The sequence below is a fragment of the Salinicola sp. JS01 genome (assembly GCF_030284585.1).
Lineage (GTDB): Bacteria > Pseudomonadota > Gammaproteobacteria > Pseudomonadales > Halomonadaceae > Salinicola.
On record NZ_CP127244.1, the window covers coordinates 3,511,897 to 3,534,983 of the forward strand.

Annotated in this window: 20 protein-coding genes and 1 CRISPR repeat array (1 of these 21 running past the window's edge); of the genes, 10 read left to right on the forward strand and 10 right to left on the reverse strand. The window is 65.1% G+C overall.

Annotated features, from left to right (window positions below; translation table 11 throughout):
- Positions 1-569: direct repeats of the CRISPR family, unit length 29 nt; unit sequence CGGTTGATCCCCGCGCCTGCGGGGAACGG (it extends 5,563 nt beyond the left edge of the window).
- A 110-nt stretch (positions 570-679) separates the two neighbouring features.
- The 8 genes from cas2e to cas3 form a co-directional block, all read right to left on the reverse strand.
- The gene (gene cas2e, locus QO259_RS15950; RefSeq protein WP_285950693.1) at positions 680-976 is read right to left on the reverse strand and encodes a type I-E CRISPR-associated endoribonuclease Cas2e; all 297 of its coding nucleotides are present in this window, start codon (positions 974-976) and stop codon (positions 680-682) included.
- A gap of 1 nt (position 977) precedes the next feature.
- The gene (gene cas1e / locus QO259_RS15955; protein ID WP_035475045.1) at positions 978-1,898 is read right to left on the reverse strand and encodes a type I-E CRISPR-associated endonuclease Cas1e; all 921 of its coding nucleotides are present in this window, start codon (positions 1,896-1,898) and stop codon (positions 978-980) included.
- The gene (gene cas6e, locus QO259_RS15960; protein WP_285950694.1) at positions 1,895-2,599 is read right to left on the reverse strand and encodes a type I-E CRISPR-associated protein Cas6/Cse3/CasE; all 705 of its coding nucleotides are present in this window, start codon (positions 2,597-2,599) and stop codon (positions 1,895-1,897) included. The genes cas1e and cas6e overlap by 4 nt, the downstream gene beginning before the upstream one ends.
- The gene (gene cas5e / locus QO259_RS15965; RefSeq protein WP_285950695.1) at positions 2,599-3,381 is read right to left on the reverse strand and encodes a type I-E CRISPR-associated protein Cas5/CasD; all 783 of its coding nucleotides are present in this window, start codon (positions 3,379-3,381) and stop codon (positions 2,599-2,601) included. The genes cas6e and cas5e overlap by 1 nt, the downstream gene beginning before the upstream one ends.
- A gap of 11 nt (positions 3,382-3,392) precedes the next feature.
- Positions 3,393-4,493 carry a type I-E CRISPR-associated protein Cas7/Cse4/CasC gene (gene cas7e / locus QO259_RS15970; RefSeq protein WP_285950696.1) on the reverse strand — a complete coding sequence of 367 codons (1,101 nt, stop codon included), beginning with the start codon at positions 4,491-4,493 and terminating at the stop codon, positions 3,393-3,395.
- 69 nt (positions 4,494-4,562) lie between these two features.
- Positions 4,563-5,246, reverse strand: a complete 684-nt coding sequence (gene casB, locus QO259_RS15975; RefSeq protein ID WP_285950697.1) for a type I-E CRISPR-associated protein Cse2/CasB — start codon at positions 5,244-5,246, stop codon at positions 4,563-4,565.
- The gene (gene casA, locus QO259_RS15980; protein WP_285950698.1) at positions 5,243-6,943 is read right to left on the reverse strand and encodes a type I-E CRISPR-associated protein Cse1/CasA; all 1,701 of its coding nucleotides are present in this window, start codon (positions 6,941-6,943) and stop codon (positions 5,243-5,245) included. Before casA ends, casB begins: the two co-directional genes overlap by 4 nt.
- 275 nt (positions 6,944-7,218) lie before the next feature.
- Positions 7,219-9,897, reverse strand: a complete 2,679-nt coding sequence (gene cas3, locus QO259_RS15985) for a CRISPR-associated helicase Cas3' (RefSeq protein WP_285950699.1) — start codon at positions 9,895-9,897, stop codon at positions 7,219-7,221.
- A gap of 379 nt (positions 9,898-10,276) precedes the next feature.
- Here cas3 and QO259_RS15990 point away from each other — a divergent pair, with 379 nt between their 5' ends.
- The 9 genes from QO259_RS15990 to QO259_RS16030 all read left to right on the forward strand — a co-directional run bounded on the left by QO259_RS15990 (position 10,277) and on the right by QO259_RS16030 (position 19,092).
- Positions 10,277-10,423, forward strand: coding sequence for a hypothetical protein (locus tag QO259_RS15990; protein WP_207033974.1), 147 nt, complete (start codon positions 10,277-10,279; stop codon positions 10,421-10,423).
- Between the two features lie 2 nt (positions 10,424-10,425).
- Positions 10,426-11,136, forward strand: coding sequence for a metal ABC transporter ATP-binding protein (locus tag QO259_RS15995; RefSeq protein ID WP_285950700.1), 711 nt, complete (start codon positions 10,426-10,428; stop codon positions 11,134-11,136).
- Complete coding sequence (locus QO259_RS16000; protein WP_035475051.1) at positions 11,133-12,017, forward strand: metal ABC transporter permease; 885 nt, start codon at positions 11,133-11,135, stop codon at positions 12,015-12,017. Before QO259_RS15995 ends, QO259_RS16000 begins: the two co-directional genes overlap by 4 nt.
- A gap of 99 nt (positions 12,018-12,116) precedes the next feature.
- Positions 12,117-13,190, forward strand: coding sequence for a metal ABC transporter substrate-binding protein (locus QO259_RS16005; protein WP_285950701.1), 1,074 nt, complete (start codon positions 12,117-12,119; stop codon positions 13,188-13,190).
- Between the two features lie 91 nt (positions 13,191-13,281).
- On the forward strand, positions 13,282-14,508 hold the full coding sequence (locus tag QO259_RS16010; protein ID WP_285950702.1) for a winged helix-turn-helix domain-containing protein: 1,227 nt from the start codon (positions 13,282-13,284) through the stop codon (positions 14,506-14,508).
- A 151-nt stretch (positions 14,509-14,659) separates the two neighbouring features.
- Positions 14,660-15,289, forward strand: coding sequence for an OmpW/AlkL family protein (locus QO259_RS16015; protein ID WP_285952787.1), 630 nt, complete (start codon positions 14,660-14,662; stop codon positions 15,287-15,289).
- 248 nt (positions 15,290-15,537) lie between these two features.
- Positions 15,538-17,817: an FUSC family protein gene (locus QO259_RS16020; RefSeq protein ID WP_285950703.1), complete on the forward strand. Its 2,280-nt coding sequence runs from the start codon at positions 15,538-15,540 to the stop codon at positions 17,815-17,817.
- Positions 17,807-18,022 (forward strand): DUF1656 domain-containing protein, encoded by a 216-nt coding sequence (locus tag QO259_RS16025; RefSeq protein ID WP_110675987.1) that lies wholly within the window; start codon positions 17,807-17,809, stop codon positions 18,020-18,022. The genes QO259_RS16020 and QO259_RS16025 overlap by 11 nt, the downstream gene beginning before the upstream one ends.
- A 125-nt stretch (positions 18,023-18,147) precedes the next feature.
- Positions 18,148-19,092 (forward strand): efflux RND transporter periplasmic adaptor subunit, encoded by a 945-nt coding sequence (locus tag QO259_RS16030; protein ID WP_285950704.1) that lies wholly within the window; start codon positions 18,148-18,150, stop codon positions 19,090-19,092.
- Positions 19,093-19,148: 56 nt separating this feature from the next.
- Here QO259_RS16030 and QO259_RS16035 read toward each other — a convergent pair whose 3' ends face one another.
- The gene (locus QO259_RS16035; RefSeq protein WP_285950705.1) at positions 19,149-20,345 is read right to left on the reverse strand and encodes a M42 family metallopeptidase; all 1,197 of its coding nucleotides are present in this window, start codon (positions 20,343-20,345) and stop codon (positions 19,149-19,151) included.
- A gap of 164 nt (positions 20,346-20,509) precedes the next feature.
- On the opposite strand from QO259_RS16035, the gene QO259_RS16040 reads away from it, so the two are divergent.
- Positions 20,510-21,421 carry a polysaccharide deacetylase family protein gene (locus QO259_RS16040; protein ID WP_285950706.1) on the forward strand — a complete coding sequence of 304 codons (912 nt, stop codon included), beginning with the start codon at positions 20,510-20,512 and terminating at the stop codon, positions 21,419-21,421.
- A 46-nt stretch (positions 21,422-21,467) separates the two neighbouring features.
- On the opposite strand, the gene QO259_RS16045 is transcribed toward QO259_RS16040, so the two are convergent.
- Entirely contained in the window at positions 21,468-22,826 is a 1,359-nt protein-coding gene (locus QO259_RS16045) for a Na+/H+ antiporter family protein (RefSeq protein ID WP_285950707.1), read from the reverse strand.
- Positions 22,827-23,087 lie beyond the last annotated feature (261 nt).

A 23,087-nucleotide genomic window follows, 5' to 3' on the forward strand; every position in this document is an offset into this window, starting at 1 on the left:
CCGCGCCTGCGGGGAACGGGACGATCCCCGCTTTCACTCCGATCCGCCTCACGGTTGATCCCCGCGCCTGCGGGGAACGGTTTACCGGCGGACGGCGACACGTCGGCTAGCTCGGTTGATCCCCGCGCCTGCGGGGAACGGCACACCTGAACGTATCAGTTTTTCCCGATACTCGGTTGATCCCCGCGCCTGCGGGGAACGGGCGTCCACGTGACGTCGTAGCCGAGCGTTCCAGCGGTTGATCCCCGCGCCTGCGGGGAACGGCGCATCAGCTCAATGAGGTCTGGAGAATTTCGCGGTTGATCCCCGCGCCTGCGGGGAACGGTCGATTCATAGCGCTGTACAGCAGGCGGCAGCCGGTTGATCCCCGCGCCTGCGGGGAACGGGATTCGAACAGCTCGCTGCAGTCCATTGCAGACGGTTGATCCCCGCGCCTGCGGGGAACGGTTCATGTCGAGTCAATCGGCTGAGAACGTCATCGGTTGATCCCCGCGCCTGCGGGGAACGGTATCCCTCAATACTCACGTAGTTGAGCGGCGACGGTTGATCCCCGCGCCTGCGGGGAACGGTCTAATCGTAGACGTTTGTTTTGAAAGAACAAAATCGCCAGTGGAAATTCCACCAGCGATTCTGATCATTACTTGAGCTGCAACTTTTTGTTAAAGAGCTTTAGAAACAGCTACTTATCGGTTGGCGACAAAAATCGTACCAGGCGGAGTCCATCGTGATCGACTGGAACACGTCGATTATCGCCGAACGTCTGAAATTCGAAGCCCGATTCGTGACTACTGGCCCAAGCCATGGCAACGTTGCCGCCCTCTTCGGCTAGGGCCTCGATCTGCTCCCAGATCATCTCTCGAATGCGTTTGCTGACGTCCCCCACATAGACACCAGCGCGAATTTCCAGCAGCCAAACGGCAAGCCGGCCCCGTAAACGCGGCGGCACGGCTTCCGTGACGACGACGAGCATGGCCATATCACTGGCTCCTGTGCCCGGCGTCGCCGACGGAACTGGGCTCCGGTATGGCAGGCGGTACCGAGTCCTCGGGTGGGGGTGGCGGTGCTATCTCGCCAGCAGCCAGTACGTCTTCGATCATGGGGATGATCCGCTGTAGCAGCCGGGTCTGCTTGAAGGCATCACGACAAGCGATGCGAACCTCGCGCTCAGGCATGGGCGGGTTCCTGGCGGCGACGCGAAAGGCCGCCGGCACGACGGTTTCGAATTTGACGATATCGGCGATATCGTAAACGAAACTCAGCGGTTTACCCGTGTGCAGAAAGCCGATGGCCGGCGCATAGCCCGCGGCGAGAACCGCCGCTTCCGTTATGCCATAGAGGCAAGCGGTCGCGGCGGAGAGGCACTGATTGGTGACGTCGGACGCCTCCCACTGTTTGGGATCGTAACGTCGCCCCTGCCATTTGACGCCGTACTGTTTCGCCAGCGCCTGATAGGTCTTACGCACCCGAGCCCCCTCGAGCCCGCGCAATTGATCGACGCTGCGGCGCGATGGCGGCTCTTCGCCAAACCGAAGTTCGAACATCTTGCGGACTACCTTGAGCCGCAGGCTGTCGTCCAGCGCCAGCTGCGCCTGATAGAGGAGTTTGTCCGAGCGCGCGCCGCCAGGCTGGCCGGCGCTGTAGAGCCGTACCCCAGCATCCCCTACCCAGATCAACAAGGTACCGACAGTCGCCGCCAGTTTGATCGCGGCGTGAGACACCCGTGTACCGGGCTCGAGCAGCAAGCAAGCCACCGACCCCACCGGAATATGCATGCGCTCGCCGTTGACCTCGTCGATCACCACGAAGGCCCCGTCACGCACATCGATCTGCCCCATGCCGACGAAGATCATCGACACGCGATCCTTGATTGGAATGGGCTTGAGAGGGATGAAGCTCATACCTCGCCCGTCACTCGACGCAGCAGCAATAGCCCGCAGCCGAAGGCCTTGGCGCGGCCGATACCGTGCGCCAGCGTCTCGCTCAACCGGGCAGGATCATTGACGTCCAGCAGCCCTTCGTAATCCACGCTGGAGTAGCGGATGGGGTTAGCGCCGCCTTTCTTGCTCAAAACATGCTGGCGATAGGCGCCAACTTCCGGTGTCACCGGCAGCGTGAACCCCAAGGTGTCGACACGGCGGCTGAGCCATTGGCGTGCGGCCGAATCCATGGCCTCGACGCAGGCCTGACTCGTTCGTTCACCGGGAGAAAAAGGCTTTCTCGCGTCCATCAGCACGTCCGCACGATGCGAACGCCTGCCTTTCTCCGTCGCTTTATCGATCGTCGGATTGGCCCGTAACCGGAAGGCCAGCCTGTCGCCTTTTTCCAGCTGTGGCGCAAAGGGTTTGCACTGGACGTCCAGCCCCTCGACGGATCCCGGAGGGCGTGAAGACAAGACGTAGAACCGGGGTAGCCCGGCACTCTGCCCGTTGGCACTCTCCTCCATCTCCTGACGGAAGAGAAACGGGCGCTCTTCGCCGGGCGTATCGGCGAATAACTGCCAGAGCAGTTGATGCGCGGTATAGGCCCCGCCTTCCAGCACGTCGAATAGTTGCTCTCGGGTGAGGGCGTTGAGATCGACTCTGACACTCGAAAGATACATTAGCCCTCCCCCTCGACGGACTCGGTACGCCGATGTTCCAAACGTGCCATGAACTGCCAGCGGCGGCGACTCAAGGGCTCGTCCCAGATCTCACTAGACTCGACCGCAGCGGTATCGCCATCCAGCGCGCTGGCCTCGCCCTCCCAGGCGTAGACCACCTGTTCGGGCAATCGCAGCAGGCGCTGATCCTGAGCGTCGTTGCCGACCAGGGGCAGCCGTGGCTTATCGCCGTCCAGCTCGCTTGCGACGTCGTGATCCAGGGCGTCACGCCAGTGCGCGGCCTCAACGATGTGTGGAACCAGCGGCGCCGCCAATGGGCAGGCCTTGCGCCCGAGATAGAGCATGAAACGGGGTCTTTCCAAAGCGCGCTTGATCGTCTCCAGCGACCAGTCGGCGTCTGGCGTTACCCGCAGTGCGACGACCCAGAAACCGTCGCAGCGATAGTCCCGCGAGGAGAGGATCGTATTGAGTACGTTCTTGGGCACCGCCAGCTCTTCCCGCCGGGTCTGATGGGTCACTTTCGCCTGCGACGCCGGCACCTGAACGGTGTGGTAGTCGCGTAGCAGCAAACCCGGAGAGCGCTGTTTGATCGCGATACTCACGCTTTGCCGTAAGCTGAGTTGGCCGGCATCATCGTCACGGCGGATACCCAGCGCCGCCCCGATCAGCCCGAGAATGGCGCCGCGCCCGGGGTGAGTGGCCGTGGGGCGGGTTTCACCGACAGCGGCCTCCCCCCAGCTCGCCATCGGCGCATAGAGGCGAAAGACAAGATGGTTTGGCATATCGCCTCCGCTCAGTCGTCGCCCTGGAGAAAGGCCTGAAGCGCTTGCAGATTGCCTTGGGTGACATCTCCTTCCAGCGCGGGCTTCTCATATTCCGGCGTCGCGGAGAGCACGAAGCGGCGGTCGGCCCCCGGGCCGTAAGCGTCATCGAACGCCTGCGCCTGTCGTTCCAGCTTCTCGATCGCCTTGACCGCCTGCCCTTCGCCGTTGACCGGCTGCAAAAAGGCGGCCGACAGCGAGCGCGGCTGCTGATCGCCTTTTTCTGCCAGTAGATAGCTGGCGTGGGCGCGGGAGCCGAAGCTGTTCTGCTTGCCCTTGGGCGAGATCTTGACAGCGGACTCCACCAGCGCCGCGATGGCGCGGTCGGCCAGCGCCGAGTTGCCTTGAAGATTCTCGATCAGCAAATCCCGATCGATGCAGAGGTAGAGATAGAAGAGCCCGGCGGCGAATCCCGCCTCGCCGATGTGCGCCGCGCCGCGATCTTCATCACCGGTATTGAGATCGTCGACAGCGGTGAAATAGTCATCCTCGACCTCGGCGGCATGTACCGTAATGGCATGCGCCACCTGACAGGCAGCTTCGACGCTATATTTGGAAATTTTGTTTTTATCGCCAGTCAGCATGCGTCCAAACAGAGCAATATCGACAGCAGACGGGCGTCTTGCAAGGACCTCTATAATCTCTTTTTCGTTCGGTAGACGATTCTCACTGCCCAGCACGTCTACCAATTTTTCTAAGGCCGTTAATTCCTCGGGCCCAATATGAACTAGCTGCTCGGTCTCATACTCATGATTTTCTCCTTTTCCGCTTGCCTTTCCGAATAGGGCAACGATCTGCTTGACACAATTTTCAGCAGTTTTATCGTTGGCACCCGCTTTTTTCATACGGTCATACATCTGCTTGCCCAGACGCTTGGTACGCGTGCCCTTGTGACCATCGACCGCCGACTCGAACAGATCGGAAGTGCGCCAGTTGCGCTTGAGACTCTGCGAGGAGACGCGCAGCCGACGCGCGCCGCCCATGAACGCCGTCTTCGGGCGGCCCAAGTCGTCGCGGTTGAGGTTGGAGGGCGGGTAGGCGGTGAGAAGATGAAGCTGAATAAAATGGCTCATGACAAGTTCCCTGGAATGATCCGATCAGATGCGAGGGCGTAAGTAACAATGAAGCGTGGCGGTGGCCGCTCAATCGGCCGCTCTCTGTTTCGAGGCTCGCGCTGTGAAGTAGGCATCGCTCATGACAAAGGCGAAGCGCTGGGTCGCCTCAGGGCGGTACTGGCCCTGCCGCTCGCGATGCCAGAGGGCGACCATATCGGCCAAGCGAACCACACTGATGCGCTCATTGCCGGCGAGCTTCAGTGCGCGGCGAAAGCGACGAATCAGCTCCTCTGGCGTATGGCAGTCGAGCAGCTGTTGAAAACGCAGATCGCTGACACATGGAGTGTCGGCGGTGTTGGCTCGCTTTTCGCCCAGCCGTTTACCCAAGGGGGCATCGAAGGTCTCGTTGCGCAACTCGCAGGCGACGGCGGCAATGGCAGCCCAGGTTTCGATGCGCTGAGCGCGAGCAGTCTTGGGAGGCGCCTCATGCCAGACCTTTGATTCGAGCGCCTGCCAGAGATGACGAAACGCTTCGGTCAGCATGACGGATTCGACGGTGTCGCAGCGGCGCAGTGCGGCGCGCACACCACGGGGATAAGCCGGTGCCTCCGTGATCCTTCTGAGCGCCGGCGGATCTAGCGTCAGACGCTGCCACCAGCGGCGCAGCACGAGCGCCTCCTGATGCTCGAGTGCATAAAAATAGTCTTCTACAGACACCTTCTTATCGTCATCCGATGCTTGCTGCGCTATTCCCTGCTCGACCTCACTCATGCCGTGCTCTCCTGCTGATTGCCTTCCGACTGCGGCGTTTGCAGCTCGAACCCGCTGCTCTGCGCAAACGTTTGAACGGTATTGCCGCGTTTCTTGCCGCTGCCGTTCAGATACTCCTGCAAGTAATGCCTGGCGCCGGTGATGCGCTCTAGCTGCTGCATCTTCATGCCCTCCAACGGCCCACTGATCGCCTGGGCATCGAAGAGCCTCAGAGCCCGGCGCTTGAGCGTGAGATACCACTGCCTGGAGATATCGGGTGAGAGCGTCGGCGTGGCCTTTGCATCGCGCAGCGCCTCACCCATCTGACGTAGGGCATCGAAAAAGGCGAGCTGGGTCGCCTCGAAGAGCTGGGCATCGATCTGGCTCATATCGCCCTTGGCATCCTCGGGGCGCTTGAACCAGGCACGCTTGAGCTGATTGCGCACCTGCCAGGCAACATCGCCGGCGAGATCGACGAAGCGTTTGACCCACTCACGCAGCGTCTCCTGATGCGCTGTCGGTACACCCACCAGCGGCATCTCAACGCTGTACCAGCCGCGTGGCTTCATGTTGTCCATGTCGTAGCCGAAGACCCACAGCCGGGCATGGCGAAACAGTGCGTCGAACGCCTCGCCGTCGTCTCGGGCTATCTCGACCAACTCGTATTTTTGCAGGTGGTGCGTCACTACGCGGGCAGGTAAAGCCCCGCTGACCGCCTCGTCTTCGAGCACCAGCCCCGGCCAGTGGCGATAACCGAGTCCGCCGGGCTGGCCCTTGCTGGAAAGCGGCAGCTCGTCAGGTTTCTTGGGATTGAGCAGGCGATAAGGCGTCAGCGGATGCCGCCAGGGCCCATCGTAGTTGGCGCCTTGTTTCTTCGAGCGCAGGCGGCGTACCGGATGCGCCGTCTCGTCGCCGCAGAGATCGCAGCAGCCGGGCTCGTCATCGAAGAGCAGCCGGTAGCGACGCGGCATCGACCAGAAGGCATGCAGCGGATGCACGTCATCGGGCAGCACCTCCGTACCTTTCTTGTCGCTGACACGGGTGTCGGCCATCCAGAAGAAGAGATCGCCATCGTCCGCGCTAGGGGCTCGCCAGCGCTGTCCGGGCTGACCCACAGCGTCGGCTGGCATGACGTTGGGCCAGAGGCGCGCCCACAGCGGCTGAGTCTCGTCTTCCGGAAGAATCAAGGTGGTCAGCGGGCCGCCGCCGCGCAGGCCGACCCGAATGCCGGCGCCCCCGGCGGGCGCATTGATCTGCATGGTATAGAGCGCCAGCGCCGCGCAGCGCTGGCAGACGGATTCGACCCGTCCCCGCTTGACGAAGAAGTCGGTGTTGTTCTTGATGCCGTTGGCGCCGGGGGAGTCGATCAGCAAGCCGCTGACGGGTGCTTCCTTGACGTCTTCGAGCGGGTCGAGATCCTGCATGAAGCGCGGTCCGTCGCCGTCGAGCTCGAAGGCGGCCATGAAAGGCGCCAGCGCTACGTCCACTTCCGCGATACTCGGCGGCTGCTGGTAGCGATCCAGCCAGGCGTCGGTGTCTTTCGGCGTCATCGCCGTCTGCAACAAGGCGATCAGAAACTGCCAGGCGGCGCCCTGAAAGTCGGCGCGCGGTAGCGCGAGGTCGAGAACATCAGGATCGGCGAGCGCCGAGGGCGAGCGATAGCGGAGTCTGCCGTCGACATGACGAAAAGGCAGCCAGGGATCGGTCAACAGATTCATGGGCGTTCCAGGCGACGAAGGTTTGCAGCGAGCGTTACATTAGCTTTCACAATGCACTCAAGATTTGCAATGGCGGTTTTCCTACGCTCTTGTGAGATAAATCTCACACAGTTAAACCGCGACAACCTCAGAAGCGGAGCGGGATGAGAGCGAGCGTTGGCCGGCCGTGATTGCTCGGCTCCATGAGGAGCCTCCCTTACTTCCTCCTATCGTAGAATGTTTTAAATAGCTGGTATTAACGGTTCTCCGTTCCCCGCGCCAGCGGGGATTTTCTCCTAGCGCTCGAAGCTCACTCCCCACGCTTTGTCGTAGCAGCACTCAGTGTCTTCCTCCGGCAGCCAGGGCTGAGCGAAGCGCAAGCCCTTGTGACGCTGCAGCAGTGCCTCCCATCGCTCGGTGTCGCGCTCGGAAAGGGGCATGAGCTTGCGGGCCTGGCTCTGTCTCAGTTGACACCGGCTCAGCCTGTCGGCGTGTCGCTCCCCGTCAGCCCAGAGCACCAGCGCGTCACCTTCACGCTTGAGCAGAACGATCTCGATACTCGGCTCGTCGGCGAGACGCGTGCCGATGTCGCGATCCTCCTGCCACTGGTCAAAATTAGGGTCGAGGCGATAGCCCGCCTCCAGATCGAGGGCGTTGTGTGTCGCCATCGAGCCTGCCATCTTGTCCATGCCGCTACGCTCGACACGCGCCCCGTCCAATGCCTCGGGAATGTCGTCAAAGGAATAGGCGTAGACGCTCTCGATCAGTTCACGCGCGCCGCCGGGCATCTCGATGGCACCACGCTCGCGGAGCACTCGCTGGGTCAACCAGATCAGCGAGGTATCCTTGTAGACCACCTGGGTACCGCGGTGCGCCTGGCTCAACCAATCGGCCTTCGGGTCATCGTCCCAGCTTGGCGCCAGCACCTGCAGAACCGGCGACGCGCGCTCACCGCGCTGATGGCGCTGTAGACGACCCGCCCGCTGGATGAGCAGATCGATCGGGGCGATGTCGCTGACCATTTGGTCGGCATCGCAGTCCAGGCTTTCCTGAAACACTTGCGTGGTGACCAGCACCTGGCCTTGGCGGTTTGCGGCTGTCGATGCCTTACCGAAACGCTCGATCACCTCCGACTCGATCCGCCGGCGATCCAGCATCGCAAAGCGCGCATGGAACAGCAGGCAGCGCGCCGGGTCGGGGTGAAGGTCACGAATCTGACGCCAGGCGCGGATGGCGTCGTCGACGGTGTTGCGAATCCAGACAATGCACTCGCCCGCGTCGACGGCCGCCATCACCAGGGCGATTGCTTCGTCTTCCTGGGTCAACCAGCCGATCTCGACGCGCCGGATGACCTCGGGGCGCGTCGCCAGCGCGGTCTCCCGCAGCGGCTCGCGGCTACAGTGGGTCAGCAGCGGATAGTCGGTCGAGGCCAATGGCGCAGCGCCCTCTCCCAGCCCGTCGCGCCAGGCGTTGATCAGTGCCTGACGCATCTTGAACGGTAGAGTGGCCGTCAAGAGAATCGCGCTGCCGCCCTGGCGGGCATGATGCGCCAGCAGCTGATGCAGCAGTGTCTGCATGTAGTGATCGAACGCGTGGACTTCGTCGACCACCAGCACTTTGCGTGCCAGCCCGAGCAAGCGCAGACATTGATGGCGCCGTGGCAGTAGCCCTGCCAAGGCCTGGTCGATGGTGCCGACACCGACATCGGCGAGCAGCGCTTTCTTGTTGGAGTCGGCCAGCCAGCGGTTGCACTGCGTGGAGGCGCTGGCATCCGTCGCGGTGTAGTCGTCGTCATCCGGCTGAGCCGCCATGACGGCACGCTCGAAGTCTTCGTTCAACTCGCGGGCGCCATGAGCAAGCACGAACGAGGGCTTTGATTCGGCGCTGAAGAACCGGTGATGGAAGTTGCCGAGGCGGGCATACATCGCGTTCGACGTCGCCATGGTGGGTAGCGCGAAGTAGAGCCCTTCAGCATGCCCCGCCGCCAGCAGGCGCTGCGTCAGAATACAGGCGGCTTCGGTCTTGCCCGCCCCGGTGACGTCCTCGAGAATGAAAAGCTGAGGGCTCGACGCCAATGACAGGGCTTCCGCTGCCTGCTGCAGCGGGGTCGGTGTGACGTCAGTACCGAACCACTGCGCCAAGCCTTCATAGGGAATGGGCCGAGGAGGCCGCAGGAAGCCGGTGGCCTTGAGTACTGCCCCGGCCTGCTGACGCGCCCGCGGCCAGTAGTCAGAGAGCGGCACGGCGGACTGCCAGTAGGGAAAATAGTCACGGTGCGAGCCCAGCCAGTCGCTCAGCGTCGCCCAGCCGGCGATGGTCCAGCTTAGCGTCTTGAAGGCGGCCAGCCAGTTTTCATCGAGCAGCCGCTCGAGTGGCCAGTGCGGTTCGATAATGGCAGCCCAGTCGGCGACGAAAGCCCCCGCCGCCGAAACGTCGTCCAGCGCACCGTCGTTGCCATAGAAGGTGTCGAGCTGCAGGTGGCCCGTAGCGACCGGGCGCCCGTGATGGCCAAAGAAGGGTGCCATCAGGCTATTCATGGGTTTGGACAGATTTCTGGCAGAGCTCGCATCATCGGCCGGCCACGAAAGCGTGCCCTCCTTGCGCCACTGCCTCCAGCACTTGTCCCAGAGCAACACGCCCAGCCTGTCATGTCGCTCGCTATATGCTTTGCCGAGCGGCGGCGCCATACCGGCGAGATCGAGCTTCAATATCTCCTGAAAGGCACGCGAGAACTTACCCAGATCGTGCAGGCCGAGCAGGAAAACCAGCAACTGCCGTAAGGGCTCCGGCTCGATACCGAGGCGCGCAGACAGTTGCTGCGTTAGTGGGCGCTCCGGCGCCAGCAGCTGCCAACCAACGGCGGCGACATCCAGGCTGTGCCACGCTAGCAAATGGCAGGCATCGCCGGTATCGCCGGGTAGCGCTTTCCCCGCGTAGCGATGGTAGTCAGGGGTCGATGTCGCACTGGCTGCCATGTCACCTCCTTTGGGTGGGCTATCGGCGAAAGCGCTGGGTCTTTGATGCGCCAATCGGCGCTCGATAGTCCGCTGCCCAGTGCCAGACAATTGACCGCCGAGATAGCCGTCAACGTGCATTCCTCGGGTTACGCCAAGAACGATCCGGGCCGCTGTGCCGTGCGGCCAACACGATCCGCAGTCACCGTCGAGATACCGACGTGCCTGCAGCCAACTTGGCTAGGCGTCGAATCAACGCCGTCCATGAGACCGACATAGCATGACACTGACGCGACTGTCTCAGCCTGACAGGAGCACCGACAAGAAGAAGATGATAGCGCCCCCTTCCCTCGCGTTTTGTTACGTTATAACCTTCACGACCTATCCAAGAGGTCGTTTCATGTCGCATCGTCACCGCCACCGCCCGGATGGGCCCTGTCATTTTTCGCTGATGTCGCTCGGCGCCGGACGCCGCATGCTGCTCACCCTGCTACCGCTGGCCGTGCTGTGGCTGGCGGCGGCGTGGTCCGTCGGGATGCTGGGCTGAGCATGGCCGCCATTCTGACCCTCGAATCGCTGTCGCTGGCCCAGGGTAATCGCCTGGTGTTGGAAGACCTCAGCGGCGAATTTGACGCCGGTAGCATCACCGCTCTGGTCGGCCCCAACGGCGCCGGCAAGAGCACCCTGGTGCAGGGCATCATGGGCGTGCTGCGGCCGCTGCGCGGACGCGTGCGGTGCCAGGTGCCCCACGCCCGCCGCGCCTGGCTGCCGCAGCAGCTGGCGCTGGATCTCTCCTTCCCCATGAGCGTCGAAGAGCTGGTGATGAGCGGCTGCTGGCCCACCCACGGCAGCTTCCGCCGCTACGGCCCGGCAGAGTATCGCCGCGGCCAGGCGGTGATGCAGCGCCTGGGGCTGCAGGCATTGGAGCACCGCCCGCTGGGCGAGCTTTCCGGTGGCCAGCGTCAGCGCGCCCTGCTCGGGCGTACGCTGATGCAGGAAGCCCAATTGCTGCTGCTCGATGAACCCTTCGCCAACGTCGACGCGGCGACCGTCGAGCTGCTGATCGAGACCCTGCGCGACATGGCCGCCGAGGGGGTGTCGGTGATCATCGTGCTGCACGACCACGACCAGCTACGCCGCCTGGCCGACCGGGTGCTCCATCTCGACCGCGGTCACGGCCACTGGTACACGCCACAGACCATGGCCTGGGCGCCCAACGGCCAGCCCGTGGCGGCGGCCGCTCAGGGGCCGACGTCATGATCGATTGGTTGATCTCGCCACTACTCGACTTCGGCTTCATGCGCCGCGCGCTGGTGGCCGGGCTGGCGCTATCGCTGGTGGCGCCGCCGCTGGGCGTGTTTCTCACCCTGCGCGGCATGAGCCTGGTCGGCGACGCCATGGCCCACGCGGTGCTGCCTGGGGTGGCGGTAGGCTTTCTCCTCGCCGGCTTCTCGCTACCCGCGATGAGTCTAGGCGGGCTCGCCGCCGGGCTGCTGGTGGCCGGGCTCGCCGGTAGCGTCTCGCGCCTGACCGGGCACCGCGAGGATTCGGCGATCGCCAGTTTCTATCTGATCTCGCTGGCCGCCGGGGTAATGCTGATCTCGTTGCGCGGCTCGAGTGTCGACCTCACCCATGTGCTGTTCGGCTCGATCCTGGCTGTGGACACCACCGCGCTGTGGCTGATCGTGGGCGTCTCCAGCGCCACCCTGGTGGTGCTCGCGGCGATCTTTCGCATCCTGGTGGTGGAGTGTCTCGACCCGCTGTTCCTGCGCGGCCAGGGGATTCGCGGCGGCGCGGTGCACGGGCTCTTCCTGGGGCTGATGGTGCTCAACCTCACCGCCGGCTTTCAGACTCTGGGCACGCTGATGGCGGTGGGGCTGATGATGCTGCCGGCCACTGCGGCACGCTTCTGGTCGAAGCGTCTCGAAGGGTTGATGGGGCTGGCGATCGCGATCGGCATGCTCTCGAGCGTCGGTGGGCTGCTGCTGTCGTATCACGCCGGCCTGCCCTCGGGGCCCTGCATCATTCTGCTGGCGGGGGCGATCTATCTACTCTCCGCGCTGTTCGGCCGCTACCACAGCGTGTTCGCACGCTGGCGCCGACGGGTACAACCGATTCTGCCGCCGGATGCGCACGGCTGAGCCGTCGCGTCCGGCAGCCATCAGATCCATTCGGCGTCACGCCGCGCTTGTCGTCACGTCACTGCGGTCTTTGCCGCGCAACCGAAGGAGGAATTCGCGATGTCCCGTCTCTCGCTCTCAGCCACTCTGCGTCAGGGGCTGATCGCCGGCGCCCTGGGCCTGGCCCTGCTAGGCCCGGCCCATGCCGACGAGCCGCTCAAGGTGGTCACCAGCTTCAGCATCCTCGACGACATGGTCTCGACCATCGGCGGTGATCACGTTGCGGTGACCTCGCTGGTCGGCCCCAATGGCGATGCGCATACCTTCTCGCCCAAGCCCTCCGATGCCCAGTCGCTGGCCGGCGCCGATCTGGTGGTGGTCAACGGCCTGCAGTTCGAGGGCTGGATCAATCGCCTGATCGAGGCCAGTGGCTATCAGGGCGACGTGGTGGTGGCGAGCCGCGGTATACAGCCGCTGACGTTCGACGGCCACCACGACGAAGAAGTCGCGGATGACGCCGATCACGACCATGACCACGGCGATGCCGACCATGGCGATGCCGATCACGATCACGGCGACGCCGACCACGATCACGGCGACGCTGATCACGACCACGGCGACGCCGATCACGAGCATGCCGAGGCCGGGCATCATCACCACGGCAATCTCGACCCCCACGCCTGGCAGGATCTGCGCAACGGCGAACAGTACGCGCGCAATATCCGCGACGGTCTGATCAAGGTCGACCCCAGCCACGCCGACGACTACCGCCAGAACGCCGAGCGCTATATCGAAAAGATGAAAGTGCTCGACACCGAAACCCGCGAGCGTCTGGCCAAGATCCCCGAGGCCGACCGGCTGATCATCACCAGCCATGACGCCTTCGGCTACTTCGCCCACGCCTATGGCCTCAAGCTGCTCGCGCCGGTGGGACTCAACACCCTGGCCGAACCCAGCGCCAGCGACATGGCTCAGCTGATCCAGCAGATCGAGCAGAACCACGCCAAGGCGCTGTTCCTGGAGAACATGAGCAACCCGGCGCTGGTGCAGCAGCTGCATCAGGAGACCGGGATCGCCATCGGCGGCACCCTCTACGCCGACGCCCTGACCCCAGACGGTGAAGGCAGCACCTACCTGGGCATGTTCCGCCACAACGTGGATACCCTGATGGACGCCCTGGAAGGCGACCACTGAGACCACCGCGACGGGCCGGCGGCGCACGCCGCTGGCCTTTCCTGGCCGGCTCGACGAGACTGATGGCTACACGCTGTCGTCCTGAGCTGCCATGCCCGCCGCGCTACCTCCCGCCCAAGACACCCTGACGCTGGCCCAGGCCCGCCGCCTGACGCTGCGCGCCCAGGGCTTCGGCGCGGCGCCCACCACGGCGATCGACCGCGGCCATCTGCGCCGGCTGCTGACACGCCTCGGCGTGCTCCAGATCGACTCGGTCAACGCCCTCGCCCGCTCGCACTACCTGCCGCTCTTTGCGCGTCTCGGCGCCTACCCCACGGCGCTGCTCGACGAACTCGCCTGGGGCCGCAATCGTCAGCGCAGCCTGTTCGAGTACTGGGGCCACGAAGCCTCGCTGCTGCCGCTCGCCAGCTATCCGGCGATGCGCTGGCGCATGCACCGGGCACGCCGCGGCCAGGGCATCTATAAGCATCTGGCGCGCTTCGGCCGCGAACAGCGCCCGCTGATCGATCACGTCCTGGCGCGGGTCGCCGCCCAGGGCCCGCTCGGCGCCGGCGAGCTCAGCACCCGCGAGGGGCCGGCCGGCCCCTGGTGGGACTGGAGCGCCGAGAAGCAGGCACTGGAGTGGCTGTTCGCCGCCGGCGAGGTGACCGTGGCCAGCCGTCGCGGCTTCGAACGCCTCTACGATCTGCCCGAGCGGGTGATCCCCGCCGCCGTGCTGGCACGCCCCGAACCGACCCCGCTGGAGGCACATCGCGAGCTTTTGCGCCACGCGGCCCAGGCGCTCGGGGTCGCCACCGAGCGCGACCTGCGCGACTACTACCGCTTGGCGCCCGCGGATAGTCGCGCGGCGCTGGCGACCCTGGTGGAGGAGACCACCCTGACCCCAGTAGCGGTAAAGGGCTGGCGTCAGACCGCCTTCGTCTGCGGTACGCCGCGGGTGCCGCGCCGGGTCGAGGCCGCGGCGCTGCTATCGCCGTTCGACTCGCTGATCTGGGCACGCGAGCGCACCGAGCGGCTGTTCGATTTCCACTACCGCTTGGAGTTCTACGTGCCGCCGGCGCAGCGCCGTTACGGCTACTACGTCATGCCCTTTCTCTATCGCGAGCGCCTGATCGCCCGGCTCGATCTGCGCGCGCGCCGCAGCGAGGGGCAGCTCGCGGTGCTGGCGCTGCATCCGGAGCCGGGGGCCACGCTGGACGCCGAGGCCCTGGGCGCGCTGTCGGGCGAGCTCGAACGCCTGGCGGCATGGCTCGGGCTGCGCCTGCAACTGCACGATGCTCGCCCGCCGGGGCAGTGGCTCGCCCGCCATCTGGGATGAGACGGCGTTTGTGATGAGACGGCGTTTCGTCAGAACCAGGGGGCGGTACGCAGCCTAAGTTTGCTTTTGCGACAAATAACCACATTAACTATAAGGTCTTTGCCGCGTACCCTGCGCTTGTGGATCGCACAAGGGAACGCTAATGAACGCAATGACTCGTCATCTCTGTCTCGCTGCCGTCGCCGTGGCTACCGCACTACCGAGCAGCGCTGCCCTCGCCTATGGCGCCGGCGACTGGTTCACCCACTTCGGTGTGGCCAAGGTCTCTCCCAAGGACGACAACGGCCGCTTCGATGCCCTGGACATCGATGTCGACGTCCAGGACAAGAGCGACTTCGCATTTACCCTGGGCTACCGCTTCCATGACAACTTCGGGGTGGAACTGCTGGCGGCGGCACCGTTCAAGCACGATATCAACCTGAACGGCAGTGAAGGCGCCTCGATCAAGCACCTGCCGCCGACGCTGACGCTGCAGTACTACCCGCTCGGCGGCACCGACGCCTGGGTCCAGCCCTATGTCGGCGCGGGGCTCAACTACACCCACTTTTCCGACGAAAAGATCGACGTGCCCGGTGCCAGTCTCGACCTGGACGACTCCTGGGGTGCCGCCGGGCAGTTGGGGGTCGATCTTTTGATCGACGACCACTGGTCGCTCAACGCCGCCGCCTGGTATCTGGATATCGACTCCGACGCCACCGCCAAGGTCGGCGGGCAGTCCTACGACACCACCCTGCATATCGACCCTTGGGTGGTGATGGCGGGCCTCGGCTACCGCTTCTAGGCCACCATTTTTTCCAGCCGCCGGCCAGCAGCGCCGGCGGTCCGATCTTCTCAGGGAGCTCCCACTCTCTCCTTGGCCACCCGTGCGGTGGCTTTTTTTCGTCTGCCCCAGGCCGCTGGCCAGCACTAGACAAACGTCGTAGTCGATGCAATACTTCGCAGACTAACTTTTAGATTGCTTCTTCGCGTCTTTTCGAGACATCGACAACGGGCCCGGGCGTGTACACATGCCCGGGCGCTGGTGCTTTTATGACACGCATTCCCGCCGACCACTGGCTGCTCGCCCTGCGTACCGTGCTCGCCGTCTGGCTGGCGCTGTTCCTGGCCATGCGCCTGGATCTCTATCAGCCCGCCTGGGCGATCCTGGCGGTGATGATCGTGACCTTGCAGCCGGTCATGTTCACCGGCGGCACACCGCCCATCGGCATCATCATCGGGCGCGGCGTGGCGCGGCTGTTCGGCACCCTGTTCGGCGCCATCGTCGGGCTGGTGCTGATCTCGCTGTTCGGCCAGCAGCCGATGCTCTATCTGCTGTTCGCCGGCGGCTGGCTGACCTTCTGCATGTACTGGGTGATGCTCGAGCAGGACGAGTATCTCGGCTACGTGATGATGCTCAGCGGCTATACCGCGACCCTGGTCTCGCTGACCGCCATCGGCACCGGGGTCGATCAGATATGGCATGTGGCCCAGGCGCGCTTCAGCGAGACCGCCCTGGGCATCGGCTGTGCGCTGCTGACGCATATCGCCATCGCCCCACGCTTCGGCAGCCGCGCGCTGCCGCAGACACTCTCCGAGTTTCTCGCCGAGGGCGCCCGCGACACCCTCGACGTGCTGGCGCAGCCGCGCCCGCGGGGGCTGCGCGACAGCCAGTTCAAGCGCCTGCTGGGCCACTACCAGCAGTTCCAGAAGCTGCGCGGGCTGACCCGCCTGGAGACCCGGCGGCTGAGCCACTTCATCCCCGCGCTGGACCGCTTCGCTAGCGACAGCCTGGCGCTGATCACCGCGATCCGCGAGCTGGAAACCGCGCTGGACTATCTGCGCGCCTGCGACGATGGCCAGCGCTGGCTGTCACCGCTGCTCGATCAGGCCCTGCCAGTGCTCGAGCGTACCGCCGCCGAGCCCGCCGCCGAGCCGGGCGAGCCGCCGGTGCTGGCGGCATTCGACTGGGACCCCGAGCAGGTCTCGCCGCGCAGCCGTACCCGTGCCGAGCTGGTGCGCCAGCGCCTGGGCGAAGTGCTCGATCTGCTCCACCACGGCCAGCGCCTGCGCCACGCCCTGACCGCCACCGATTCGGCGCGGATCGAGACGCTGCCGCGAAAACGGCGTTCGCGCACCACCCACAACGAGCACTTCGTGGCGCGCTACAACGCCCTGCGCGTGTTCGTCGCCTTCGAGCTGCTGGGGCTCTACTGGATCCACAGCGGCTGGCACTCGGGCTACCTGGCGATGATGCTGCTGGGGGTCTTCACCATGCTGTTCGCCAAGGCGCCCAACCCCGCGGCGGTGGTCTACCAGTTCCTGTGGGGGTCGCTGGCGGCGGTGGTGCTCGGCGGTGTGCTGCTGTTCCTGGTGCTGCCGGTGATCAACGGCTTCCCGCTGCTGGCCCTGGCAGTGGCGGTACCGGTGACCATCGGCACCCTGCTGACGCCGCACCCGCGCTGGTCGGCGATGGGGCTGGCTGGTGCGATCACCATGATGACCCTGCTCAATCTCAATTCGACCTATACCTTCGCCCCGGCGCGCTATATCAACGGCGGGGTGGCCTCGATCATCGGCACCCTGGTGGCGATGATCACCTACTCGGTGATGCGCCAGCGTTCACCCGCCGAGCGTATCCGTACCTTGATGGCAGCCTACTGGCAGGGGCTTGCGCGGCTGCTCGGTGAGCGTAGCCAGCCCAGCCGCGCACGCCTGGAGAGCCGCCTCTACGACCGCCTCGGCCGCCTGGTGGCGCTGGGTGGCAGCGATACGGCGCTGCGCGAGGCGATCGACCTCCACGCCCTGGCCCTGTGCGTATGGCGTATTCGCCGCCTGGGCCCGGAGCTGGGCGCGCACCGCGAAGGGATCGAGGCATGGCTGGCGGGCATCGGTACCCGCCTGCTGGCGCGCCAGCGCCACGATCCCGCGGTCTGGCGTCAGCTCGCCGACGAGGCGATCGCCTGGGTCGAGCGGCTCTACCATGAAACGCGCCTGCCCATTGCCAGCATCGGCGAGATCGCCATGCTCGGGCATCTAATGCGCGACGCCCCCGGGGTCATGCTGGAACAGGGCGACACCACGGCGCCGGCACCGCGGGGCATCGCCCAGGAAGGTGCCCAGGAAAAAGATGCACCGGACGATACAGAGGAAGATGCCCAGGAAAACCCCGTGACGGCACACAGCGCCGCCGCGCGCGAGTCTGAGCCCACTCAGGTGGACACGGAGAGCGACGAGTCAGATACCGGGTCGGACGAATCAGGCACTGACGTGAACGAGACAGACACCGGCTCGGACGAGCCAGAGACGGGAGATGACACCCATGTTCGCTGAGTGGTCGTTCCTCGGCTTTCTGCTGCCCCCGCTGGCGCTGCCGGTGCTGCTGGCGCTGGCGCTCTACCTGCTGATCCGCCGGCTGTTCGTGCGCTGGCGGCTCTACCACTGGCTGTGGCAACCGGTGCTGGCGGATATCGCGATCTTCGCGCTGCTGCTGTGGGCGGTGCTTGCGCTCAGCGGCGCGCTACCGATCGCGCCATGACCGCCGCGCTGGGGGGCTTGCGCCGTCACCGATGTGGATGACGCCCGACCCGATAGACATCGCCTGAACGACATCTCTGGATGGACATCGCCAGGCTGTCCGAGACCGATAATAGAAGAGACACCATGACCATGACCCATCGACTTCGCCGAGCGATCCGTCCGGCCCTGACGTTGATCCTGGTGGCGGCGGCCCTGGTCGCCGTGGCCGAGATCTGGAACCACTACATGCACGACCCGTGGACTCGCGACGGCCGTATCCGCGCCGACGTCATCCATCTCGGCACAGACGTGGCGGGGCTGGTCGACGATCTCGAGGTTCACGACAACCAGCGGGTGGCCAAGGGCGACGTGCTCTTCACCATCGACAAGCGCCGCTATCAGCTCGCGCTCGACGATGCCCGCGCCAATCTGCACCGCCTGCAGCAGCAGCGCGACGAAGCCCAGGCCGCCAGCGGCCGGCGCCAGCGGCTGAAGAACTATGTCTCCCAGGAGGACAAGGACAACGCCCGCTTCACCCTGTCGACCGCCCAGGCTGCGGTCGAGCAGGCCAAGGTCGAGGTGGCCAGGGCCGAGCTCGACCTGGAACGGGCCACCGTACGCGCCCCGGTGGATGGCTATGTCACCAACCTGTTGCTGCGTCCGGGGCAGTATGTCGGTGTGGGTGCCGAGACCCTCACTCTGGTCGACGCCAACAGCTTCTACGCCCTGGGCTACTTCGAGGAGACCAAGCTCGACAGCATCGAGATCGGCGAACCGGCGCGGGTCCAGCTGCTGGCCAACGGTCGCCCGATCTGGGGCCATGTCGATAGCTTCGCCCGCGGCATCAGCGACAGCAGCCTGAGCAATCAGAATGGCGGGCTGGCCTCGGTCAACGCCTCCTTCGACTGGGTGCGCCTGTCGCAGCGCATTCCGGTACGCATCGCCCTCGACGACATTCCGCCGGGGACCAAGCTCTCCGCCGGGCTCACCGCCACCATCTACCTCGGCGGCGATCGCGCCGAGCACGAGCAGCAGCCCGATTGGTGGGTGTCGGTGAAGCGGTGGTGGGAGAATCTGATCAGCGTGTGAAAAGCGCGCGCCGGCGATAACGCCGGCGCGGGTCGGGAGGTGTCAGACGCCGGCCATCACTCGAAGTAGCTGAAGGTCTCGCCTGACTTGATATCGAGCAGCGCATGGTAGATCAGCTCGATCACGTGCTCGACGTCCTGCTTGTGGACCATCTCCACCGTGGTGTGCATATAGCGCAGCGGCAGCGAGATCAGCGCCGAAGCCACCCCTGAGTTGGAGTAAGCGAAGGCGTCGGTATCGGTGCCGGTGGCGCGCGAACGCGGCAGCCGCTGGAACGGGATCTTCTGCGCGGTGGCGACCTGGATCAGGCGCTCGCGCAGCTTGTTCTGGATCGCCGGGGCGTAGCAGATCACCGGGCCATCGCCGATCTTGTTGGCGCCTTCACGCTTGGGTTCGATCATCGGCGTCGAGGTGTCGTGGCTGACGTCGGTGACGATCGCCACGTTTGGCTTCAACCGCTCAGCGATCATCTCCGCCCCGCGTAGCCCGACCTCCTCCTGCACCGCGTTGACGATATACAGGCCGAAATCGAGCGTCTGCTTGCGCGCCTTCAGCAGCCGCGCGACTTCCGCGATCATGAAGCCGCCGATGCGATTGTCGATCGCACGGCAGACGAGCTTGTCGCCATTGAGCACAAAGAACTCGTCGGGGTAGGTGATCACGCAGCCGACGTGCACGCCCAGCGCCTCGACCTCGTCCTTGGTGCTGGCACCAACGTCGATGAAGATGTTGTCCAGCTCCGGCGGCTTCTCCTGCGGCCCCTGGCGCCGGGTATGGATCGCCGGCCAGCCGAACACGCCGGGCACGATGCCGTTGTCGGTATGGATGTTGACCCGCTTGGAGGGGGCGATCTGATGGTCGCTGCCGCCGTTGCGGATGACGTAGATCAGGCCATTGTCGGTGATGTAGTTGACGTACCAGGAGATCTCGTCGGCGTGGCCCTCGATCACCACCTTGTACTCGGCGTCGGGGTTGATCACGCCCACCGCGGTGCCGTAGGTGTCGGTGATGAACTCATCCACGTAGGGGCGCAGATACTCCATCCACAGCTTCTGACCTTCCCACTCGTAGCCGGTGGGCGAGGCGTTGTTGAGATAGCGCTCGAGGAACGCCATCGCCTGATCGTCGAGCGGCTTGCCGCCGCTGCGCGTGCGTTTCGGCGTCTTGGCCCTAGTGTTCTTGCTGGAACTAGCGTTCTTGCCAGCACCAGCGTTCTTGCTGGAACCAGCGCTCTTACCGGTAGTCTTGCTCATGCCACCTTCCTGACGGGTGTCTGTCGTGAAGAAGAAGAGTCCTCGTTCAGCTTAGCAGTGCCCGCGCCCGAATGGGCAGCGCCGGCGCAAGGCGCAAGCTACGCTGGGTAGATCCGATGGCCGGCGACCGCGCCATCGCCCCAGGATGGACAGGAGCCGACAGGATGTCTCAACCACCGCTGCGCCACCACGGCCGCTTCCCCTACCGCCCGATCACCGACCGCGACCCCGCGCACTGGCCCGGCGAGACGCGTCTGGCGGTCTATCTCGGCTTCAATCTGGAACATTACGCCTTCGGCGAGGGGCGCGGCGTGGGCATCGCCCCGCCCGCCCCGGCGGGCGAGCCGGACGTGCTCAACTACGCCTGGCGTGAGTATGGCAACCGGGTCGGCGCCTGGCGCTGTCTGGAACTGTTCGAATCGCTCGCGCTGCCGGCGGGGGTGATCGCCAATACCGCCCTGCTCGACCACTGCCCCGAGCTGATCGAGGCGTTCGCCGCGCGGGGCGATGAGATCATCGCCCATGGCCATACCAACGCCGAGCGTCAGGGCCAGCTCGATGAAGCCGCCGAGCGCCGCCTGATCGGCGAGTGCCGCCAGCGCCTGGCGGCCCATCTGGGCCAGGCGCCGAGCGGCTGGCTGTCACCCTGGATCTCGGAGAGCGAGCACACCCCGGATCTGCTCGCCGAGGCGGGTTTCGACTACGTCCTCAACTGGGCCCATGACGAGCGCCCGACCGCCATGCGCACCACCCGGGGCACGCTGTGGTCGATCCCCTATCCGCAGGAGGTCAACGACATACCCACCATCTCCACCCACCGGGTGAGCATGCAGGAGTTCTGCACCATGATCCGCGATCAGTTCCTGGAACTGTTGGCGCAGTCGCAGCAGCAGCGGCTGGTGATGGGGATCGCCCTGCACCCCTGGCTGGTGGGCCAGCCGTTTCGCCTGCGCCAGCTGCGCGAAGTGCTCACCGAGCTGGCCGGCTACCGTGAAGCCGAGGGCGTGTGGTGGACCACCCCCGGCGCCATCGCCCGCCAGGTGCAGGCAGAAACGGCCAGCGCTAGCCGCGAGTGAGCCCCGGGTTAGCCTCGCAGGAGCGCCGAATGAGCCTCGGACACCCTCACAGCGTCATCGCGGCGATCCAGCCGAACACCAGCAGCGGCACGTTGTAGTGCAGGAAGGTGGGCACCACGCTGTCCCAGATGTGGTCGTGCTGGCCATCGGCATTGAGCCCCGCGGTCGGCCCCAGGGTCGAGTCGGAGGCCGGCGAGCCGGCGTCGCCCAGCGCCGCCGCGGTGCCCACCAGGGCGATCGTGGCCAGCGGCGAGAAGCCGAAGTTGAGCGCCAACGGCACGTAGAGCGAGGCGATGATCGGAATGGTCGAGAACGACGAGCCGATACCCATGGTGATGAACAGCCCCACCAGCAGCATGATCAGCGCCGCCAGCCCCTTATGGTCACCGATCAGCGCGGTGGAGCTGCCGACCAGGCTGTCGACCGCGCCGGTCGCCTGCATCACGCTGGCGAAGCCGCCGGCGGCGATCATGATGAAGCCGACCAGCGCCATCATGCGCATGCCTTCGGTGAAGACACTGTCCTGCTCGTGCCAGCGGAAAACCCCGGTGAGCGCGAGCACGGCGAAGCCAAACAGCCCGCCCAGCACCATCGAGTCGGTATAGAGCTGCACCAGCACCGTGCCCACCAGGGCGACGATCAGCAGCAGTTTCTGCCACAGCGCCAGCCCGCCGGCGCTGGCCGCCGGATGGTGTTCATCGGCCGGGCTCTCGCCGACATAGGGCAGATCCTCGTAGTGGCGCTGGCGGCGGTAGCTGAAGAACACCGCGGTGAGCAGCCCCAGTGCCATGCCGCCAATGGGAATCGCCATGGCCAGCGGCACCTGCGACGCCTGCACCTCGAGCCCGTAGGCGGCGCCGCTGGCGTTGACGTTGCTGAGCAGAATGTCATTGAGGAAGATCGCCCCGAACCCCACCGGCAGCAGCATATAGGGCGCGGTAATACCGAAGGTGATCACGCAGGCCACCGCGCGGCGGTCCAGCTTGAGCCGGTTCATCAGCCCCAGCAGCGGCGGCACCAGAATGGGGATGAAGGCGATATGCACCGGGATCAGGTTCTGCGAACTGATCGCCGCCAGCAGCAGACAGCCCAGCAGCCCCAGGATCACGCTGCGCCGTGACGGACCGCTGCCATCCAGCGCCAGCTTGCCCACCGCCCGGTGAGAGAGCCACTGGGTGATGCCGGAGCGCGACAGCGCCACCGCGAACGCCCCCAGCACCGCGTAGGAGAGCGCCACCGTAGCGCCACCGCCCAGCCCATCGTTGAACGCGGAGAGGATCGTCTCCAGCGGCAAACCGGCATACCAGCCGCCAACCAGTGCTGCCACGATCAACGCGAAGACCACCGGTACCCGGGCCAGACTCAACGTGACCATCACCAGGATGGCCAGAACCACTGCATTCATGCGTCGCCTCGACTCTTTGCTTCATGACGCCGGCGCCTGCGGCCGACCCTGCGCGCGAAGCCGCCGATGATATCGCCACAGCCCGCGAACGCCAGGGAAAAGCGGAATTTTCCTGCCCTCCCGGCCGCCCCTAACGTCAGAGTCGACCGAGGTCGCAGCGCGCGCCCCACACCCTGAGGATGAAGAGATGTCGAGAATGGCGGCGAACAGGCTGCCATAAGCGCGAAAAGTGAGGCATCCGGCGCCAGACGCCCCTGCCGC

What these genes read in the sequence shown, in the direction of transcription:
- QO259_RS15990 (WP_207033974.1), top strand. Translation starts at nt 10,277, where the DNA reads ATGTCGCATCGTCACCGCCACCGCCCGGATGGGCCCTGTCATTTTTCG.
- QO259_RS16045 (WP_285950707.1), bottom strand. Translation starts at nt 22,826, where the DNA reads ATGAATGCAGTGGTTCTGGCCATCCTGGTGATGGTCACGTTGAGTCTG.
- cas3 (WP_285950699.1), bottom strand. Translation starts at nt 9,897, where the DNA reads ATGGCAGCCAGTGCGACATCGACCCCTGACTACCATCGCTACGCGGGG.
- QO259_RS16035 (WP_285950705.1), bottom strand. Translation starts at nt 20,345, where the DNA reads ATGAGCAAGACTACCGGTAAGAGCGCTGGTTCCAGCAAGAACGCTGGT.
- QO259_RS16010 (WP_285950702.1), top strand. Translation starts at nt 13,282, where the DNA reads ATGCCCGCCGCGCTACCTCCCGCCCAAGACACCCTGACGCTGGCCCAG.
- QO259_RS16015 (WP_285952787.1), top strand. Translation starts at nt 14,660, where the DNA reads ATGACTCGTCATCTCTGTCTCGCTGCCGTCGCCGTGGCTACCGCACTA.
- casA (WP_285950698.1), bottom strand. Translation starts at nt 6,943, where the DNA reads ATGAATCTGTTGACCGATCCCTGGCTGCCTTTTCGTCATGTCGACGGC.
- QO259_RS15995 (WP_285950700.1), top strand. Translation starts at nt 10,426, where the DNA reads ATGGCCGCCATTCTGACCCTCGAATCGCTGTCGCTGGCCCAGGGTAAT.
- QO259_RS16030 (WP_285950704.1), top strand. Translation starts at nt 18,148, where the DNA reads ATGACCATGACCCATCGACTTCGCCGAGCGATCCGTCCGGCCCTGACG.
- cas1e (WP_035475045.1), bottom strand. Translation starts at nt 1,898, where the DNA reads ATGAGCTTCATCCCTCTCAAGCCCATTCCAATCAAGGATCGCGTGTCG.
- cas6e (WP_285950694.1), bottom strand. Translation starts at nt 2,599, where the DNA reads ATGTATCTTTCGAGTGTCAGAGTCGATCTCAACGCCCTCACCCGAGAG.
- casB (WP_285950697.1), bottom strand. Translation starts at nt 5,246, where the DNA reads ATGAGTGAGGTCGAGCAGGGAATAGCGCAGCAAGCATCGGATGACGAT.
- QO259_RS16025 (WP_110675987.1), top strand. Translation starts at nt 17,807, where the DNA reads ATGTTCGCTGAGTGGTCGTTCCTCGGCTTTCTGCTGCCCCCGCTGGCG.
- QO259_RS16040 (WP_285950706.1), top strand. Translation starts at nt 20,510, where the DNA reads ATGTCTCAACCACCGCTGCGCCACCACGGCCGCTTCCCCTACCGCCCG.
- cas2e (WP_285950693.1), bottom strand. Translation starts at nt 976, where the DNA reads ATGGCCATGCTCGTCGTCGTCACGGAAGCCGTGCCGCCGCGTTTACGG.
- QO259_RS16020 (WP_285950703.1), top strand. Translation starts at nt 15,538, where the DNA reads ATGACACGCATTCCCGCCGACCACTGGCTGCTCGCCCTGCGTACCGTG.
- QO259_RS16000 (WP_035475051.1), top strand. Translation starts at nt 11,133, where the DNA reads ATGATCGATTGGTTGATCTCGCCACTACTCGACTTCGGCTTCATGCGC.
- cas7e (WP_285950696.1), bottom strand. Translation starts at nt 4,493, where the DNA reads ATGAGCCATTTTATTCAGCTTCATCTTCTCACCGCCTACCCGCCCTCC.
- cas5e (WP_285950695.1), bottom strand. Translation starts at nt 3,381, where the DNA reads ATGCCAAACCATCTTGTCTTTCGCCTCTATGCGCCGATGGCGAGCTGG.
- QO259_RS16005 (WP_285950701.1), top strand. Translation starts at nt 12,117, where the DNA reads ATGTCCCGTCTCTCGCTCTCAGCCACTCTGCGTCAGGGGCTGATCGCC.